Raw genomic sequence first — 15,918 nt, 5'->3', positions numbered from 1 at the left:
CCCGACACGCGCGCCACGCAGCTACCAACCGCTCTTGCCCTGACCCAGGAAGAAAAATGAGATTCGCGAACATCGCAGGACGCGCCCACCTCCACCTAGGCAAAGACCGCTACGTCGACATCGCCGAAGCGAGCGGGGGAGCATTCCCGGCCGAACCCTCGGGGTGCCTCGATCGTTGGTCCGAGGTGTCGTCCTGGGCGGCCGCGTTCGAAGAGACGGAGGCCGACGTCCGCCGGTACGACGCCGGGATGCTCGGCAGCCCAGTGCCGGATCCACGGCAGATCTTCGCCGTTGGTCTGAACTACGTCAAGCACGTCGAGGAAATGGGGCTGGCTAGCAGCCTCTCTGTCCCGCTGACTTTCGCGAAGTTTCCATCAAGCATCACCGGCCCCGTCGGCGAGTTGGTATTGCCCGCGGACACGGTGGACTGGGAGGTCGAGCTTGTCGCAGTGGTTGGCAGACCAGCACATAAGGTGAGCGCCGACGATGCGTGGGGCGTCCTGGCCGGACTCACCCTCGGACAGGATTACTCAGAGCGTGTCGGGCAGATGGCTGGTACGCCGCCACAGTTCTCGATCGCGAAGTCGTACCCTGGGTTTGCACCGCTGGGCCCGGTGATTGTCTCTATCGACGAGTTCCGCGATCGCGACGACATCGCCCTGGCGTGCACCATCAACGGCAGACAGATGCAGTGCTCCTCGACGATACAGATGATTCATTCGATTCCGCGGATTATCGAGCACATCTCGTCGATCTGCCCGCTCCGGCCAGGTGACCTAATTTTCACGGGCACGCCGGACGGCGTGGGCATGGGGCGGACTCCGACCCAATACCTGAAACACGGAGACGTGATCGTCTCATCCAGTCCGGAGATCGGCGAACTGCGCCAGGTCGCACGGCAGGCCGCCGCGTGATCTTCGTCCGCGGACTGATCACCGTGAGTAACCATCCATGTGTGCTCGTTTGTTTCTAGGCATTTGGCCATTGTCGCCGCGAACAGGCTTTGAGAGCGTGATTGTGCTGGACGCTGGCGACCCATCAGGATGGATACGCCGGCGTTGAACGCGACGCCAGGATCAACGTTGATCCTGGCGAATCCGACAGATAGAAAAGGTGCAGGTATGGGAAAGTTTGACGGACAGGTCGCGCTGATCACCGGCGGTGCTGCCGGAATCGGCGCGGCGACAGCGAAAAAGCTGGCATCGGAGGGCGCGACGGTCGTGGTTGCTGACCGCGACGTCACGAATGCGGAGCGCGTCGTCAGCGCTCTGACTCAGGAGGGGCTGGCGATCGCCTTCGACGCCCGAGACGCAGCATCCATCGAGGGGTTGGTGCAGCGCACCGTCAAGGAGTTCGGTCGGATCGACATCCTGCACAACAACGTGGGTGTGACCACCGCTGCGTGGACCGAGGACAAGCCGGTCGTGGACACCCCGGTCGAGGTGTGGGACATGATTTTTGACGTCAACGTCCGCAGCCACTTCCTCGCTGCAAAGTATGTGCTTCCGCACATGATCGACCGAGGCCAGGGCGCCATCATCAATATGGCATCGATCGCAGGCCTTCGGGGTGGCGCAAGTCTTGTCTCCTACGGCGTCTCGAAGGCAGCAGTCGTGCACCTGACCAAGTCCATGGCTGTGCAGTACGGCCGTAACGGCATTCGCACGAACGCGGTCGCGCCCGGCGTGATCAAAACCCAGCAGCTGCTCGACAACGCGACGGGCTTGCCCGATGCGACGCTCGACACCCTGCCATTCCCGCGCACAGGAGAGCCCGAGGACATCGCGAACCTCGTCGCGTTCCTCGCCTCCGACGAAGCGTCGTTCATCAACGGCGAGGTCATTGTCGCCGACGGCGGCGGTATGGCCGGCCAGGCGCCCCGCCTGGGGTACGCCACAGCCGGCGTCGTCATCGACTGACGCGAAGCCCGGAGGCCGCATGAGGACGAGGAAGACTCCATAGGTCTGCTCGCAGCGGCCGCCATGATCGCACTGGCGGGATGCGGCAGGCAGCGACCCACCAGGGTCGCTGCCTGCCGCATCGGATTCGTCGAGGACGGGGCAGCTCTCGAGGCGACGCTTCGCGATGATGTCACCTTCATCGACGGCGAGAAGTTCGACGCCGCGGCGGTGAAAAGCGAACCTCGACCGGGTGATGACGCTGGAGTCGTCCCTGCACAAGGGTGCGCTGGCCAGGGTCGAGTGCGTCGAGTTCGTGCACGATTACCGCGTGCAAATCAACCTGATGACCCCCGCGGCAATCCGCCTATCTACTCGCGTCGAACGTGGGCTCGATGATCAGCCCGGCCGCGTTCAACGGGGCGAGACGGACCTGACGTATCTGATGCCGCAGGATCAGGAGGGCACGGAAGCGGCCGGTTTGAAGTCGCTCCGTCGCCGGCAGCACCATCTTCTCGCTCACGGTGAACGCGGGACATGCGGGATGACCGACCCTCGGGTGGGGAGGCGCTCAAGCATGCGATCAATCGTCAGGCGCTCGTCGACGGCGTCTTCTCCGGCGCCGGGGTGCCCGGACGGTCTTGACCGCGCGGTGATCATTCCGGGGCTCGACGATCACCGCACGGTCGGCGAGGCTCTAATCCCCATGCGGGCCGAGGCCGGCTTCCGGGTGAAGAGCTGAGTCGTCGAGGCCGCCACGACGGCCACAAGCACAGCCCTCCGTGGCCTGTTTGGATCTGTGAGGAATCTTCGCGGTAGGTGACGTCGCGGAGCCGATGAAGGCGGTTCTCGATATCCAAGTGGCCCGGGACTGCAAGCGGCGAGCTGTTCCGACGTTGCCTGTCCTGCGGGCAACGAAGTGATCGCGGAGAAGAGTTCACGGGTTTTCGCGGCGGTCTTGTGATCGTGCCGGTCCCCGGTCAGGCGGATTGTTTGGGGCTGCGTGCGGGAAATCGATCCAGTGTTGTGCCGGCTTGTCCTGGCCACGATCCGCAACCTCACAATCAGCATCCGCCGACTGGCCGGTGTCACCAACATCGCCAAAGCACTCCGCACCGCGATGCGCGATCCGCTGATCGCCCGCGAACTCACTGGACTTTGAAAGGCCCCGCGAAACGTTCCCGGTCAGGTCTACAACCCGTGGGAGAACACCTCCGGAGAGTTCATTGAAGCGTGGATCGCGTCGCTGAAGGTGGCACCGGTGAAGGCCGCCGGCCGGGAGTGCACCGATCGAGGCGGAGAAGAAGCTCCGGAAATTGATCCCGATGTTCCGGTTCACGCCGCCGAGCGCCGGACCGACAACGTCATCTTCCCCGATAGATAATAAGCCGGCCTACGCCGCGAACCAACGCAGAGACTGCCCGTGGCTGAGATCGGACAGCGGGCGCCGTATGTCCGCTTGCCCGGTCATGGAGTACCCGCTATGGACAGTGCGCCATTGAGCTGGTCGGTGGTACGGCGGTGAACTGGAGGCACAACGATGTTGTGGTCATATGACACGAAGGAGTGGCTTGATGGTTCGTGCGCGTGTTCTGGCGGGTTTCGCGGTAGTGGTGGCACTGCTGCTATCGGGATGTACTGGAGGGGGCAGCCAAGCCGGCGGCGACTCATCTGCAGCACAAGTCGATCCCGACGGCACCTTCCGGTATGTGTACGTTCAGAACCCCGTCTCGCTCGATCCGCACCGTTCGCCTACGCAGTGGGACATGCTCTGGCTCCGGCTGGCGTACGACCAGCTGCTCTGGCAGAACCAGGACGGCGAGCTCGAGCCGATGCTGGCGACCGAGTGGGAGTTCGTCGACGAAGGGAAAGCTCTCGAGATGACGCTTCGCGATGACGTCACCTTCATCGACGGCGAGAAGTTCAACGCCGCGGCAGTGAAGGCCAATCTCGAGCGCGCGAAAACGAGCGAGCTGTCGGTGCACAAGGCCAACCTCGAGCGCATCGCCGCCGTCGAGGTGGTCGACGATTACCGCGTGCGGATCAACCTGAATGGCCCCGGCGGCAACCTGCCGAACCTGTTCGCATCGAACGCGGGCTCGATGATTAGTCCCGCGGCGTTCAATAATCCCGATCTCGATCAGAACCCTGTGGGGTCCGGGATGGCCAAGCTCGCGGAGATGATCCCGGGCCAGGTCTCCCGGTGGGACCGCAACGAGTCCTACTGGGACGCGGACGCGGCCAAGGCCGCGCACTACGAGATTTACGTGCAGAGCGCATCACCGACGCGTATGAACATGCTGACCACCGGGCAGGCAGAGCTCACTTACCTGCTGCCGCAGGACCAGGACGCCGCCCACGCCGCGAGCCTGAACATCGCCCCGTCGCTCAGCAGCACGATCTTCTCGCTCCGTCTGCATGCGAAGGACGGGTCGCTGGATGATCCGCGCGTACGTGCGGCCGTCGAGCACGCGATCGATCGTCAGGCTCTCGTTGATGGTGTCTTCTTCGGGTTCGGCGTGCCGGTTGCCCAGCACCTGCCCCCGGGGACGTGGGCCTACGACGACTCGGTCTCGCCTGATGGCGAGGACTTCAAGTACGACCCCGCGCTGTCCAAGAAGCTGCTGGCGGAGTCCGGCCACCCCAATGGGTTCGAGTGGGAGATGATCATCCCCGGACTGGACGATCACCGCGCTGTCGGCGACGCCGTCATCGCGATGCTCGGTGAGGTCGGCATCGACGTGAAGGCACGCGTTGTCGAGCCGACGAACGTCGCCGTCACGTTCTCCAAAAACCACGAGGGCGAGCTGTCTCCGGCCGCCCAGCCCCCGATCACCGACCCGACGAACAACTACCAGCGCAACCTCGCGGGCCAGTACTACAACCCGTTCAACAACACCAGCGACGAGTTCACTCAGGCCTGGATGGATTCGCTGATCGGTGACAGCAACGAGGAGCGGCTGCCGGCGATCCACCGCATGATCGAGGCGGAGACGAAGATCCGCAACGTCATCCCGCTGCTGCTGTTCACCCCGCCGAGTGTGTGGACCGAGAACGCGGTGTTCCCCGAAGGCTACGAGCCGGCGTACTGCCCGCACTTCCGCGGTGTCGGCGTGACCGCCAACTGACATCACCACAACGACGTAAGGACAGAGGAATCAGCATATGGGACAGTTGGACGGAAAAATTGCACTGATTACCGGCGCTGGTCGGGGACAGGGCCTGGCGGCAGCACAACTCTTCGCACGCGAAGGTGCGAGCGTGATCATCAACGATCTCGACGAGGAGTCCGTGGACCTGGCAGTTAAGGCCGTGCGCGCCGAAGGCGGTCAGGCAGAAGGCGCGGTTGGCGATGTCTCCAGCGAGGAGGACGTGAAGCGGATTCTCGGCGTCGCTGAGAAAGCCGGCGGCCTTCAGGTGCTGTACAACAATGCTGGCATCGGCAACTCTGCCGTGAAAAGGTTCGGCATCGGGATGGACGACATCGTCAACTGCAGTCTCGAAGACTGGAACAGGATCATCGCGATCAACCTCACCGGTTCGTTCCTGACGACTAAGTACGGCGTTCCGATGATGATTGCCGGAGGCGGTGGCAGCATCATCAACACGTCCTCGATCCACGCCATCGACGGCATGCCCAGCGCCCATGCATATTCGGCCACGAAGGGCGCACTGTCTGCGATCACCCGTGCGACAGCGATCACGTACGGGCCGCAGGGCGTGCGGTGCAACGCAATTCTCCCGGGCGTGGTCAACACCGACATGATCGGGGATGCGCTGGCGGATCCGGGAGTGGCCGCCATGTTCGTCAACGGCACCCCGTTGCGACGCGCGGGTCAGCCGGAGGAGATCGCACATACGGCGCTTTGGCTGGCCAGCGAGGCATCATCCTTCGTGACCGCTCAGGAGATCGTCGTGGACGGCGGCGCTTCGCGATACATCTCCATCGTCGGACTCAGTGCCAACGCCTGAAAGCTGCGCGGCCACAGTGAAATACCGCAGTCCCGTGCTCTTTGCCGGAGCCCGAACTGCCCGATGATACAACGATGATACAAAGGAGTATTGATGTTTAGATCACGTGTACTGGCCGGAGTTGCGCTTACCGCAGCGCTGGTGCTCACTGGATGCCAAGGAGGCGGCGTACCGGGGAACTCCGGAAACGGAGGTGAGGCGAAGCAAATCGATCCGGACGGCACCGTTCGCTATGCCTTCGTACAGAACCCGATTTCTTTTGACCCTGCAAGGTCCAGCAACGCATTTGACCAGATCCCGCTGGGGCTTGCGTACGACCAGTTGCTCTGGAATAACGAGGACGACGAACTGGAGCCGATGTTGGCGACGGAGTGGGGGTTCGTCGACCGCGGAGCCGCGCTGGAGATGACCCTTCGTGATGACGTCACGTTCATCGACGGCGAGAAGTTCAACGCTGCCGCGGTCAAGGCGAACCTCGACAGGGCGCGTACGATGCCCAAGTCGCTACATTTGGGCACTCTTGCCCGCATCGAGTCGATTGAGGTCGTCGAGGAGTACAAGGTTCGCTTCAACCTGAATGGCCCTGGTGCGAATCTTCCTCGCCTGTTCTCGTCAAATGTGGGTTCGATGGTGAGCCCCGCAGCGCTTGACAACCCCGATCTCGATCAGAAGCCTGTCGGTTCCGGAATGGCCAAGCTGGTGGAGTACATCCCCAGCCAGGTTCACCGCTGGGAAGCCAACGCCGACTACTGGGATCCGGACGCCATCAAGGCTGCGAAGTACGAGGTCTACATTCAGACATCATCTCCCACCAGGCAGAACATGCTGACCACCGGCCAGGCGGACCTGACGTACCTGCTGCCGCAGGATGAGGACGCTGCGAAGGCTGCCGGCCTGAATGTAGCTCCTTCAGTCAGCACCTCCATCTTCCAGTTGAACATCAACGCCGACCCGGCCAAGCCGATTGGCAACCCGAAGGTCCGTGAGGCGCTCGAGCACGCCATCGACAGACAAGCGCTCGTCAAGGGTGTGTTCTTCGGCGCGGGGGAGCCAGTCGCTCAGCACATCCCGCCGAGCAACTGGGCATACAATCCCAATGTGCAGCCCGACGACCCGAAGTATGGCTACGATCCCAAGCTGGCTAAGCAGCTGTTGGCAGAGGCTGGTTACCCCGATGGGGTTGACCTGGACATGATGATTCCCGGGCTCGACGATCACCGTGCCCTCGGTGAGGCGCTGGTCCCGATGCTGGCTGAATCCGGGTTCCGGGTGAAGAGCCGTGTCCAAGAAGCGGCGACCGCCGGAATCTTCTTTTCCGAGCGAGCCGGGGATTTCATGCCCGGGCTGACGCCGCCGGTCCTGGACGTGACGAACACGTACCAGCGCAACCTCAAAGGTTTCTACACGAACCAGTTCAACAACACCTCCGAGCGCTTCACCCAGCTTTGGATGGACTCGATGGCCGGTGAGAGTGAAGCGGATCGCCTGCCGGCGACCCACCGGATGATTGAAGAAGAGAAGAACCTCCGGAACGGCATCCCGCTCTTCCTCTTCACGCCGCCGAGTGCGTGGAATGACAAGATCGTCTTCCCTGAGGGGTACAAGCCAGCCTACAAACCGCACTTCCGTGGCGTGGGAGTCACGAAGTAGCACGCTCAATTGCTGTCTGCGACCAGTATGCACCAGACGCCGCTCGGGCTGAGAGAAGCGACACCAAGGGAGACCGTGGGGAGCGATGTCGGATTGTCTGCTGGTCGCCCCGCGGGAGTGGGTCGTTTGACATTGAGCGCACCTGCCCAGGCGCGATGTACTGGGGCTGGACAACCCGCTTCTGGGTTGCAGAAGGAGGATTTCATGGGTCTATTAGAGGGCAAAGTCGCCCTGATTACGGGCGGCGCGAGCGGAATCGGTGCGGCAACGGCAGTACGGTTTGCCCGAGAAGGCGCCGACGTGGTGATCGCAGATCTGCAGGACGGGGCCGAGACGGTGAGTAAGGTCGAGGCGGAGGGGCGCCATGCGATCTATGTCAAGACCGACGTCACCAGCCCCGACGACACACAAGCCATGGTTGCTGCCGGGGTGGCGGCGTTTGGGCGTATCGACATCGGCGTCGCGAGCGCGGGTGTGGCGACGACGGCTTCGTTGCAAGAACGCGAGCAGCGGACTACCACCGACTCGTTCCACCTGCACAATCTCGCGCTGGAGTCGTTCACTCGTGTCATGGATATCAACGTCACAGGCGTCATGCTGACCGGCCAGGCGCTGGTCCCGCAGATGCTGAAGCAGGGCACGGGCGGGTCGATCATCAACATCGCTTCGACTGCTGGCAAGATTCCCATCGCGGGCGCCGCGCCCTACTGTGTGTCGAAGGCCGCCGTGATCATGCTCACAAAGGTGACGGCACTCGAGTTGGCGAAGACAGGGATTCGGGTCAACGCGGTTGGACCCGGCTATACCTCGACCCCGATGTGGGACGTGCCCGAGGACAGCGACGCGCACGCGCAGGCGATGAGCATCACGCCGATGGGGCGCAACGGGAAGCCTGAGGAGCAGGCAGCAGCGATTCTGTACCTTGCCAGTGATGAGTCCTCGTTCATGACCGGTCAGACGTTGCATCCGGCCGGCGGGCAGTTCACCGGCTGACGACCGACCGATCCCTCACGGGCTCCGAGCGAGCGCTCGGAGCCCGTGTGGTTGGCCCCCATTTTCCCGCCCTGGTTGTCCCGGCTTCACCGTTCCATGGTGGCGAGTTGTTCGTGAAAAGAGGAAGCGCGCATGAGTAGTTTGCAGGTTGAAAAGATCCACGAGAAGTACCGCCTCGAGCGGGAGAAACGTCTGCGGAAGGACGGTCTCGGGCAGTACGTCCACATGGACGGTGCGTTGGCCGAGATGAACAGGGATCCCTGGGCGAAGGAGCCGGTTTCCCGCGACGCCGTCGTTGACGAGCTCGACGCCGTTCTCGTCGGCGGTGGGATCGCATCGCTGCTGATGGCGGTGAACATGCAAAAGGCTGGGCTCAACCGGATCATGTTCATTGACAAGGCGGGCGACTTCGGTGGCACCTGGTACTGGAACCGCTACCCCGGAGCGCAGTGCGACACAGAGTCGTATGTCTACCTCCCCTTGCTGGAGGAGACCGGGTATATCCCGACCGAGAAGTACGCGTATCAGCCGGAGATCCTCGAGCACCTGCAGCGGGTTGCCCGGCACTTCGGCTTGTACAAGGACACCTTGTTCCAGACCGAAGTGAGCGGTGCGAAGTGGCGCGATGACATCTCACGGTGGGTCGTGACCACCAACCGTGGTGACGAGATCACCGCGAAGTACCTTTCCATCGCGCCCGGGCGGCTGCAGAACCCCAAACTTCCCGGGATCAAGGGGATCGAGGCGTTTCAGGGTGAGACCTGGCACACGGGGCGCTGGCACAGCGACTATGCCGGCGAGAAACTCGCCAACTTGGCGGGCAAACGCGTCGGCATCATCGGCACGGGTGCAACCGGCATCCAAGTCATTCCCGAGCTCGCGAAGCACGCTGAGCAGGTCTATGTCTTCCAGCGGACCCCAGCGGGCGCGTGGATCCGGGGGAACAAACCGACACCGGATGAATTCGGCGCAGATCTCACCCCCGGTTGGCAGTACCGTCGGATGCGAAACTTTACGGCCCACTCGAGCGGTGTGCTGGATCCCGGTATCGGCGAGGATCTGGTTGCAGACGGCTGGACGCAGATTGCAGGCTGGTTGTCGAGTCAGGAAGGCGATCCGGAGGCCAACGAGCTCAGCGTCATGGAACGTATCCGTGATCGCGTCGACCAGATCGTGAAAGACCCCGACACAGCTGCCGCGCTGAAGCCCTACTACTACTACGGTTGCAAGCGTCCCAACTTCCACGACAGTTATCTGAACAGTTTCAACTGTTCTCACGTCAATCTGGTTGATACCGACGGGAAGGGCCCCGACGAGATCACAGCCAGAGGTGTGGTCGTCGGAGGCAAGGAGTACGACGTCGACTGCCTGGTGTTTGCGTCCGGCTATGACCTTGGGATGGGCTTCCTGTACGGCACCAACCTGCATATCGAGGGACGAGACGGTCAGGTGCTGTCGGAGAAGTGGCAGGCCGGCCTGAAAACGCTGCATGGCATGAACAGCCACGGGTTCCCTAACCTGTTCTTCCTGGGGTTCACGCAGACGGCATTCTCGGTGAGCTTCACGCATATGGCCGTGGAGCAGACGGAACATGCCGCGCACCTTATTGCGGAGGCTGAGCGGCGGGATGCGACGATTGAGCCGACGGGCGAGGCCGAGCGCGCGTATGTGAACTATGTGCAGTCCACGCACACACCCGAGATGCGCGCGAAGCAGCTGGCGTGCACGCCGAGTTCGGGAAACAACGAGGGTAACCCCGACGATCCGAACACGCTGGGAGCAGGGCAGTACCTGCCGCCTGGAAACGCGATGTTCTCCATGCTCGAACAGTGGCGCGCGGATGGCTCGTTCGCTGGCATCAAGTTCGCGCAGCGACACGCCGTCGAGCTCGTAGGGGCTGGAGGGGGAGACGGCGTGCAGGGCCAGGTGACGAGCGCCCAGCATGTTTCATGACAGCCAAGTGCGACGTGCAGTCGGACGCAGGGCTCGCCTCCGATAGTCGGAGGAGCCGCCGGCATACGGATGTGATCGTCACCCCTGAGAGCCAGCGGATTGGCCGACGCCGGGGATTTCTCGTGCTGGTGGCGGCGGTGCAGATGCTTATGATGCTCGGCACGACCGTGGTGATGGTCTCCCTCCCTGCGCTTCGCGATGCGTTTGGATTAAGCGTCGCGGAGCTCCAGTGGGTGGTTACGTCGTACAACCTCGGTTTCGGTGGGCTTCTGCTCGTGGGCGGCCGGCTGGCCGACATCTTCGGGCAGCGGAGAATCCTTGCCACCGGCATCGTTATCCTCCTGCTGGGCTCGCTCCTTGCCGGCCTCGCCGTCGACGAGGTCATGCTCGCGATGACGCGCGGAGCGCAGGGGCTGGGGGCCGCGCTCGCTTCGCCCGCAGCGCTCTCGCTGTTGACGACGGTCTTCAGCCGCCCGCGCGAACGAAGTATCGCCCTCGGAGTATGGGCCGCGAGTGGTGCCACCGGTGCCGCGTTGGGGAATGTGGTGGGCGGTCTCGTCACGTCACTGTTCGGTTGGCGCTGGGTGTTCATCCTGACGGTCCCGGTGTGCGTGATCCTGCTTGCGTTGGTTCCGGTCCTTGTCCCGCGTACCGCTCCGCAGATTGCACGGGGCCGACAGCTCGTGCGGGGGCTCAAGCTTGGTTCCGGCCTGCTTATCACGAGCAGTATCGCTCTGCTGATCTACGCGCTCGCGGAGATCCCGCGGCGGGGACTTCTGTCTACCCCGGTGGTGGTCGCGGGTTGTGCGGCTGTCCTTCTGGGTATTGTGTTCGTGGTGGTGCAGGCGAGATCGGACGATCCCATGCTCAACCTCAGCATCCTCCGTAGCCGGTCCGGAGTTGGATTCGTGCTCATCATGCTGGGGGCAGGAATTGGCGTCGGGCCGTACTACGTGGCCTCCCTGTTCATGCAGGAGGTTATGCACCTGAACTCCCTGGCTGCGGGACTGATGTTTCTTCCCTGGTGCCTCATGATTATTGTCGGCGCCCAGTTGGCCTCTCGCGTGTTGCTGCGGGTCGGTGCCCGCATCACGCTGGCGACCGGCTTCGCGATCGCGGGTGCGGGAACAGCAGTTCTCGCACTGCTGGCGAATGAGTCGATGTCGTTCATCGGGGGACTCATCGTTTCGTTCGTGCTCGTTGGGTTGGGTGGCGGCATGGCCGGGGTCAGCGCTACCACCGTTGCTATGTCCGACGTGCCGGCCCGGCTCAGTGGCGTGGCTGCGGGTGTCGCCAATGGCAGTGGGCAAATCGGTGGTGCACTGTCGGTTGCGGTTCTGGCGCTCATCGTGACGTTCACGGCAGGAGGGGGGACGGCAGCCTCCCCCGACGGCTCAGCGATCCGAGCCGGTTTGTGGTGCGCCACGGGTTTGGCGGTGGCTGGGCTCGCGGTCTCGACGTTTTTCGCGCCCGGGCGCGGCGCGCGGCGTGAATCGCGATCTGACGCCGTCGCCACACACGTTGAGTGAGTGCCGCTCAGTGGGCCTTGACGCGTAACGCCAGGCGCCGCGCAGTACGGGCAGCGCCATCTCGAGCCCGTGCCTGCTGACGCGGCGACACGCTGCGCCTTCTCCGGCATCGGATTGCAGTGGTGCCCGTCGGGGAGTCCACCCTAGGAACAACCGGAGCTAAGAAACGGGCAGCCCATCACGACAGGAGTTGCCGTTTCTGTCGAATGTGTCCACGTGTCCATGAACGGCGAGAACACGATGTAAGGCCTGACATTGGCGTAGATCGTTCGCGCCGGTGTACTTGATACAACAGCTCGGGTGAGCACTTGGTGCGTCGAGCGGTTCGATCAAGGAGGATCATCGTGAAGGTCTTGACGGTGCCGAACGTCGGCACGTTTGAGGTGTACGTCTGGGAGCGGGGCAGCGGTACGCCGCTGGTCTATTTCCATGGGTTCGAACGACACCCGGGGGGTGCACCGTTCCTGGAGCGCCTCGCCCAGGGACGCCGCGTGCTGGCACCGGAGTTGCCCGGATACGGCAGCTCGACTGGCTTCCAGCATTTCCGTGATGTTTTCGACGTCGCCTACTACCACCGAGAGCTGATGCGCTCGTTCGGTATCGACCAGGTTGATGTGGTTGGTCATTCGCTCGGCGGCATGTTCGCCGCGGAGCTGGCCGCGTTGGCCCCGGAAATGGTGAATTCGCTGGTGCTGATCGATCCGTTCGGGCTGTGGAGCAACGATAATCCTGCACCCGATCCGTTCGGTGAGCGCGGCGAGGTCTTGGCGGCACTGTGGCATGGCGAGCGTCCCGCACAGGAGCCGTCGAACTTGGCGGATTCCGCTGACAAGCTAGAAGCGATCCTGTTTGCGTCACGGAACCTAGGCAGTGCGACCAAATTTATGTGGCCGATCGCGGAGAGGGGCCTGCGCCGCAGGCTCCCTTACATCCAGGCCCCCACCCTTGTCGTACGCGGCGCCTCGGACGGGCTCGTGCCGGACTCGTACGCACGGGAGTTCGCGTCGATCATCCCGAATGCTCGCCTCGTCACGATCCCTGAGGCGGGTCACTATCCCATGGTCGAGCAGGAGGACGCGGTTCTCCAAGCCGTCGGTGAGTTCCTCGCCGACCCGATTCCCGCACGCGCGGGAGAGGAGGCAGCATGAAGTTCCATTGGTTCGCGCAGCAGTACTACACGAAGCTGCCGGAAGAATACGGCGACACGGTCCACAGCTCGTGGGTGACCCCGCCGGCCTCGATCGCTGACCCTGAGCAGGTCGGCCGCGACTACCGCATGTATATCGAGCTGATGCAGCAGGCGGATGGCCTCGGCTGGGATTCGTTGCTGCTCAACGAGCACCACCAGACATCACTGGCGATGACGCCGTCCCCGAATCTCCTCGCGTCCGTGCTTGCGGCGACCACGGAGACAGCAGCGATTGCGCTGTGCGGAAACTCGCTGGCTCTGTACAATCCGCCCGTGCGGGTGGCTGAAGAGATGGCAATGCTTGATGCGCTGTCTGGCGGTCGGGTCATCGCGGGCATGGTGTTCGGGACGCCAATGGACAGTGCCTTCGCGTACGGAGTGCCGCCAATCGAGCTGCGGGAGCGCTTCCACGAGGCACGCGCGCTCATTCTTCGGGCGTGGAAGGCCGAAGAGCCTTTCGCGTTCAGTGGCGACTACACCCAGCTGCGGTATGTCAACCCCTGGCCCCGGCCCGTCCAGGAGCAGATCCCCATCTGGATTCCGGGGAGTGGCAGCGTGGAGACGTGGGATCTGGTGAACGCCTACGACTATTGCTACGGGTATCTCTCCTTCTCCGGGCGTAAGAGCGCCGAGCCCATTGTCAAGGGGTTCTGGGATTACACCGAGAGCCAGGGTGGGAATATGAACCCGAACCGGATGGCGTTCACGCAAGTAATCTGTGTTGCGGATACCGACGCTGAGGCCGAGCGCCTCTATTCGGATGCGGTCAAGTACTTCTACCGGCAGAACCCCACGGCGCTCGAGTTCGCGACCCCGCCCGGCTACAACTCAGAGGCATCGATCCGAGCGAACTTCGGTCGTGCGAAGACCATTTCGGACGAGGAGCGCACGAAGGCCGCACGGGGTGAGTTGTCCTTCTGGGAGTACGACGAGCTCGGATACATCATTGCTGGCACTCCTGAGCGGGTCGAGCAGCGTGTTCGCGAGCTCGCGACTGATCTGCGAATCGGGCAGCTCATCACCTGTATGCACGTCGGTAACCTCTCCCAGGAGGTCGCTGAGATGAATAACCGGCTGTTTGGTACGCAGGTCATCCCGAAGCTGCGCGACCTGTGGGCGGATCAGGAGGACCGCTGGACCCCAAAGGTCAGCCAGCAGCGGATCTCCGCCAAGTTCGGCCAAACCGTCTGACGAGCGCCGTGGACACTGGCCCGCGCGATCGACCGACCGAAGCGGCATTAAGCGATAATCCCGCGTTGAACAGTGCGCCATGTGACGTGGTTCACCTGATACAGCGCACGAAACAGGAAGGGGCGCCGGAGTTGGCGACCAAAGGACCATCCGCACCCACCGACGTCGGGGGCGAACAAGAGGCCATTCCTTATAGAGGCGAGGCGCTGTACGGCATGGTGGAAGACCTTGTCGAAACTGGCGCGCTCGACCTTGACGGTGACGAGCGATTTTGGGTGCCGCAATCTGCGGACGTCAGTTTCAAGCCTCTCTTGCTCTCCGTGAGCCAGGGGTACTTCGTGAACATTCTGAAGGTTCGTCGACGTGGCATCCTCTCGCGTCATCGTCATGCTGGACCGGTGCATGCCACCGTGCTCCGGGGCCGATGGCACTACCTCGAGCACGACTGGTGGGCGGAAGAAGGTTCGTACGTGTACGAGCCTCCGGGTGACATTCACACCTTGGAGATCCCAGACGGTGTGGAAGAAATGGCCACGCTCTTTCACGTGACTGGAGCGTACATTTACGTCGATCCCGAAGGGACGCCGCTGGGTGTCGAAGATGTCTTCTCGAAGATCGAGAAAGCGAGGGCGCACTACGAACGCGTTGGGCTGGGTATCGGCTACGTGGACCGATTCATCCGCTGATCGTCTCGGCGTGGCGTGAGGGTCGAGAACGGGGGACGCCGCCGAACAGGGAGCCGGAGCGTGAGCTGACGCTCCTTGAGGCAGCGGCTGCTTGCCGGAGCGGAGCTGGAGAAGGCCGCGCTGAAAGAGCCGGGTGAGGATAACTTCCAGGCCCGATCTCTCACGCCCCGTACCGAGCGTCGAGCAGTTGCTCGAGAAGGAGAAGGGCGTCAGCCTCCTGGGCTTAGCTGCTGCTGGCCGGGTTGACGAAGTCTGTGTTCGTTGTGAAGGTCCGTGATGGGCAGGTGCGGCGCAAGCCGTACTATGAGGTCGTGCAAGCGTGCTGAGTGTCCGTCAGGTAGCGCATCAGGTTGTGGTACACCGGGCTGCTTGAATTGACCTTGTTTGCCTGCCCGAGGATCCGCGTGGAGTTGTCAAACTTGCGCGGCCGGATAGCGATTCCGAGTCCTGTGATCGGCAGGGAGCTTCTTGACGGCGTCGGTCCGTGCCGCGCTCTTCTCGTGCTACGTACGCAGCGAGGGAACCGGTTGCATCACCTCCGGGCGTGTAGTGCGACACGCTGACCTGCAGGCCTTATGAAAGCGCCGCAAAAAGTTGTTCTTTTTGTTCGTGGAGCCCCGCCCAGGCTACTGCGCTGCGTTCTCGGCCCCGAGGATGTCCGACTTCACTGCACGTTCAAGCGACGCAGCCGCCGGTCGGGGGAGACCCAATGACCTTGTGCCCGACTCGGCGCGCGAGCGAGGTGAGCGCGGCCCCATAGGCCCGCAAATCCGGTTGTTTGCTGGTCCATTTCGTCGTCGTTCAGGATGTGTGCAAGCCCATACCGGCGCGGATTGCTGGGCTCTAGCCTCGTAGCA

General features: G+C 62.9%; 13 protein-coding genes. All 13 read left to right on the top strand.

Annotation, left to right across the window (positions count from 1 at the left end):
* Positions 1 to 56 precede the first annotated feature (56 nt).
* Complete coding sequence (locus AC5RU7_RS20645; protein ID WP_494053812.1) at positions 57 to 914, top strand: fumarylacetoacetate hydrolase family protein; 858 nt, start codon at positions 57 to 59, stop codon at positions 912 to 914.
* Positions 915 to 1,121: 207 nt separating this feature from the next.
* Positions 1,122 to 1,919 (top strand): SDR family NAD(P)-dependent oxidoreductase, encoded by a 798-nt coding sequence (locus AC5RU7_RS20640; RefSeq protein WP_494053811.1) that lies wholly within the window; start codon positions 1,122 to 1,124, stop codon positions 1,917 to 1,919.
* 232 nt (positions 1,920 to 2,151) lie between these two features.
* Positions 2,152 to 2,640 carry a hypothetical protein gene (locus tag AC5RU7_RS20635; protein ID WP_494053810.1) on the top strand — a complete coding sequence of 163 codons (489 nt, stop codon included), beginning with the start codon at positions 2,152 to 2,154 and terminating at the stop codon, positions 2,638 to 2,640.
* Positions 2,641 to 2,901: 261 nt separating this feature from the next.
* Positions 2,902 to 3,060, top strand: coding sequence for a hypothetical protein (locus tag AC5RU7_RS20630; RefSeq protein WP_494053809.1), 159 nt, complete (start codon positions 2,902 to 2,904; stop codon positions 3,058 to 3,060).
* 412 nt (positions 3,061 to 3,472) lie between these two features.
* Positions 3,473 to 5,026, top strand: coding sequence for an ABC transporter substrate-binding protein (locus tag AC5RU7_RS20625; RefSeq protein WP_494053808.1), 1,554 nt, complete (start codon positions 3,473 to 3,475; stop codon positions 5,024 to 5,026).
* Between the two features lie 37 nt (positions 5,027 to 5,063).
* Positions 5,064 to 5,870, top strand: coding sequence for an SDR family NAD(P)-dependent oxidoreductase (locus AC5RU7_RS20620; RefSeq protein ID WP_494053807.1), 807 nt, complete (start codon positions 5,064 to 5,066; stop codon positions 5,868 to 5,870).
* A 93-nt stretch (positions 5,871 to 5,963) separates the two neighbouring features.
* Complete coding sequence (locus tag AC5RU7_RS20615; RefSeq protein WP_494053806.1) at positions 5,964 to 7,520, top strand: ABC transporter substrate-binding protein; 1,557 nt, start codon at positions 5,964 to 5,966, stop codon at positions 7,518 to 7,520.
* A 204-nt stretch (positions 7,521 to 7,724) separates the two neighbouring features.
* The gene (locus AC5RU7_RS20610) at positions 7,725 to 8,513 is read left to right on the top strand and encodes an SDR family NAD(P)-dependent oxidoreductase (protein ID WP_494053805.1); all 789 of its coding nucleotides are present in this window, start codon (positions 7,725 to 7,727) and stop codon (positions 8,511 to 8,513) included.
* 132 nt (positions 8,514 to 8,645) lie between these two features.
* Entirely contained in the window at positions 8,646 to 10,466 is a 1,821-nt protein-coding gene (locus AC5RU7_RS20605; protein ID WP_494053804.1) for a flavin-containing monooxygenase, read from the top strand.
* A 71-nt stretch (positions 10,467 to 10,537) separates the two neighbouring features.
* The gene (locus AC5RU7_RS20600; RefSeq protein ID WP_494053803.1) at positions 10,538 to 11,995 is read left to right on the top strand and encodes an MFS transporter; all 1,458 of its coding nucleotides are present in this window, start codon (positions 10,538 to 10,540) and stop codon (positions 11,993 to 11,995) included.
* A 344-nt stretch (positions 11,996 to 12,339) separates the two neighbouring features.
* Positions 12,340 to 13,143 (top strand): alpha/beta fold hydrolase, encoded by an 804-nt coding sequence (locus tag AC5RU7_RS20595; protein WP_494053802.1) that lies wholly within the window; start codon positions 12,340 to 12,342, stop codon positions 13,141 to 13,143.
* A complete protein-coding gene (locus tag AC5RU7_RS20590) occupies positions 13,140 to 14,375 on the top strand; it encodes an LLM class flavin-dependent oxidoreductase (RefSeq protein ID WP_494053801.1) in 1,236 nt (411 codons plus the stop codon). Before AC5RU7_RS20595 ends, AC5RU7_RS20590 begins: the two co-directional genes overlap by 4 nt.
* 8 nt (positions 14,376 to 14,383) lie before the next feature.
* Positions 14,384 to 15,061, top strand: coding sequence for a 2,4'-dihydroxyacetophenone dioxygenase family protein (locus tag AC5RU7_RS20585; protein ID WP_494053800.1), 678 nt, complete (start codon positions 14,384 to 14,386; stop codon positions 15,059 to 15,061).
* The last annotated feature ends 857 nt before the right edge of the window (positions 15,062 to 15,918 follow it).

It is taken from the genome of Arthrobacter sp. K410C (assembly GCF_059090105.1).
The sequence above is the reverse complement of the archived record's forward strand: the minus strand, read 5'-3'. Positions and strand labels throughout refer to the sequence as shown.

Coding starts and splice junctions, on each gene's coding strand:
- AC5RU7_RS20615 (WP_494053806.1), top strand. CDS start 5,964: ATGTTTAGATCACGTGTACTGGCCGGAGTTGCGCTTACCGCAGCGCTG.
- AC5RU7_RS20610 (WP_494053805.1), top strand. CDS start 7,725: ATGGGTCTATTAGAGGGCAAAGTCGCCCTGATTACGGGCGGCGCGAGC.
- AC5RU7_RS20605 (WP_494053804.1), top strand. CDS start 8,646: ATGAGTAGTTTGCAGGTTGAAAAGATCCACGAGAAGTACCGCCTCGAG.
- AC5RU7_RS20620 (WP_494053807.1), top strand. CDS start 5,064: ATGGGACAGTTGGACGGAAAAATTGCACTGATTACCGGCGCTGGTCGG.
- AC5RU7_RS20640 (WP_494053811.1), top strand. CDS start 1,122: ATGGGAAAGTTTGACGGACAGGTCGCGCTGATCACCGGCGGTGCTGCC.
- AC5RU7_RS20590 (WP_494053801.1), top strand. CDS start 13,140: ATGAAGTTCCATTGGTTCGCGCAGCAGTACTACACGAAGCTGCCGGAA.
- AC5RU7_RS20625 (WP_494053808.1), top strand. CDS start 3,473: ATGGTTCGTGCGCGTGTTCTGGCGGGTTTCGCGGTAGTGGTGGCACTG.
- AC5RU7_RS20645 (WP_494053812.1), top strand. CDS start 57: ATGAGATTCGCGAACATCGCAGGACGCGCCCACCTCCACCTAGGCAAA.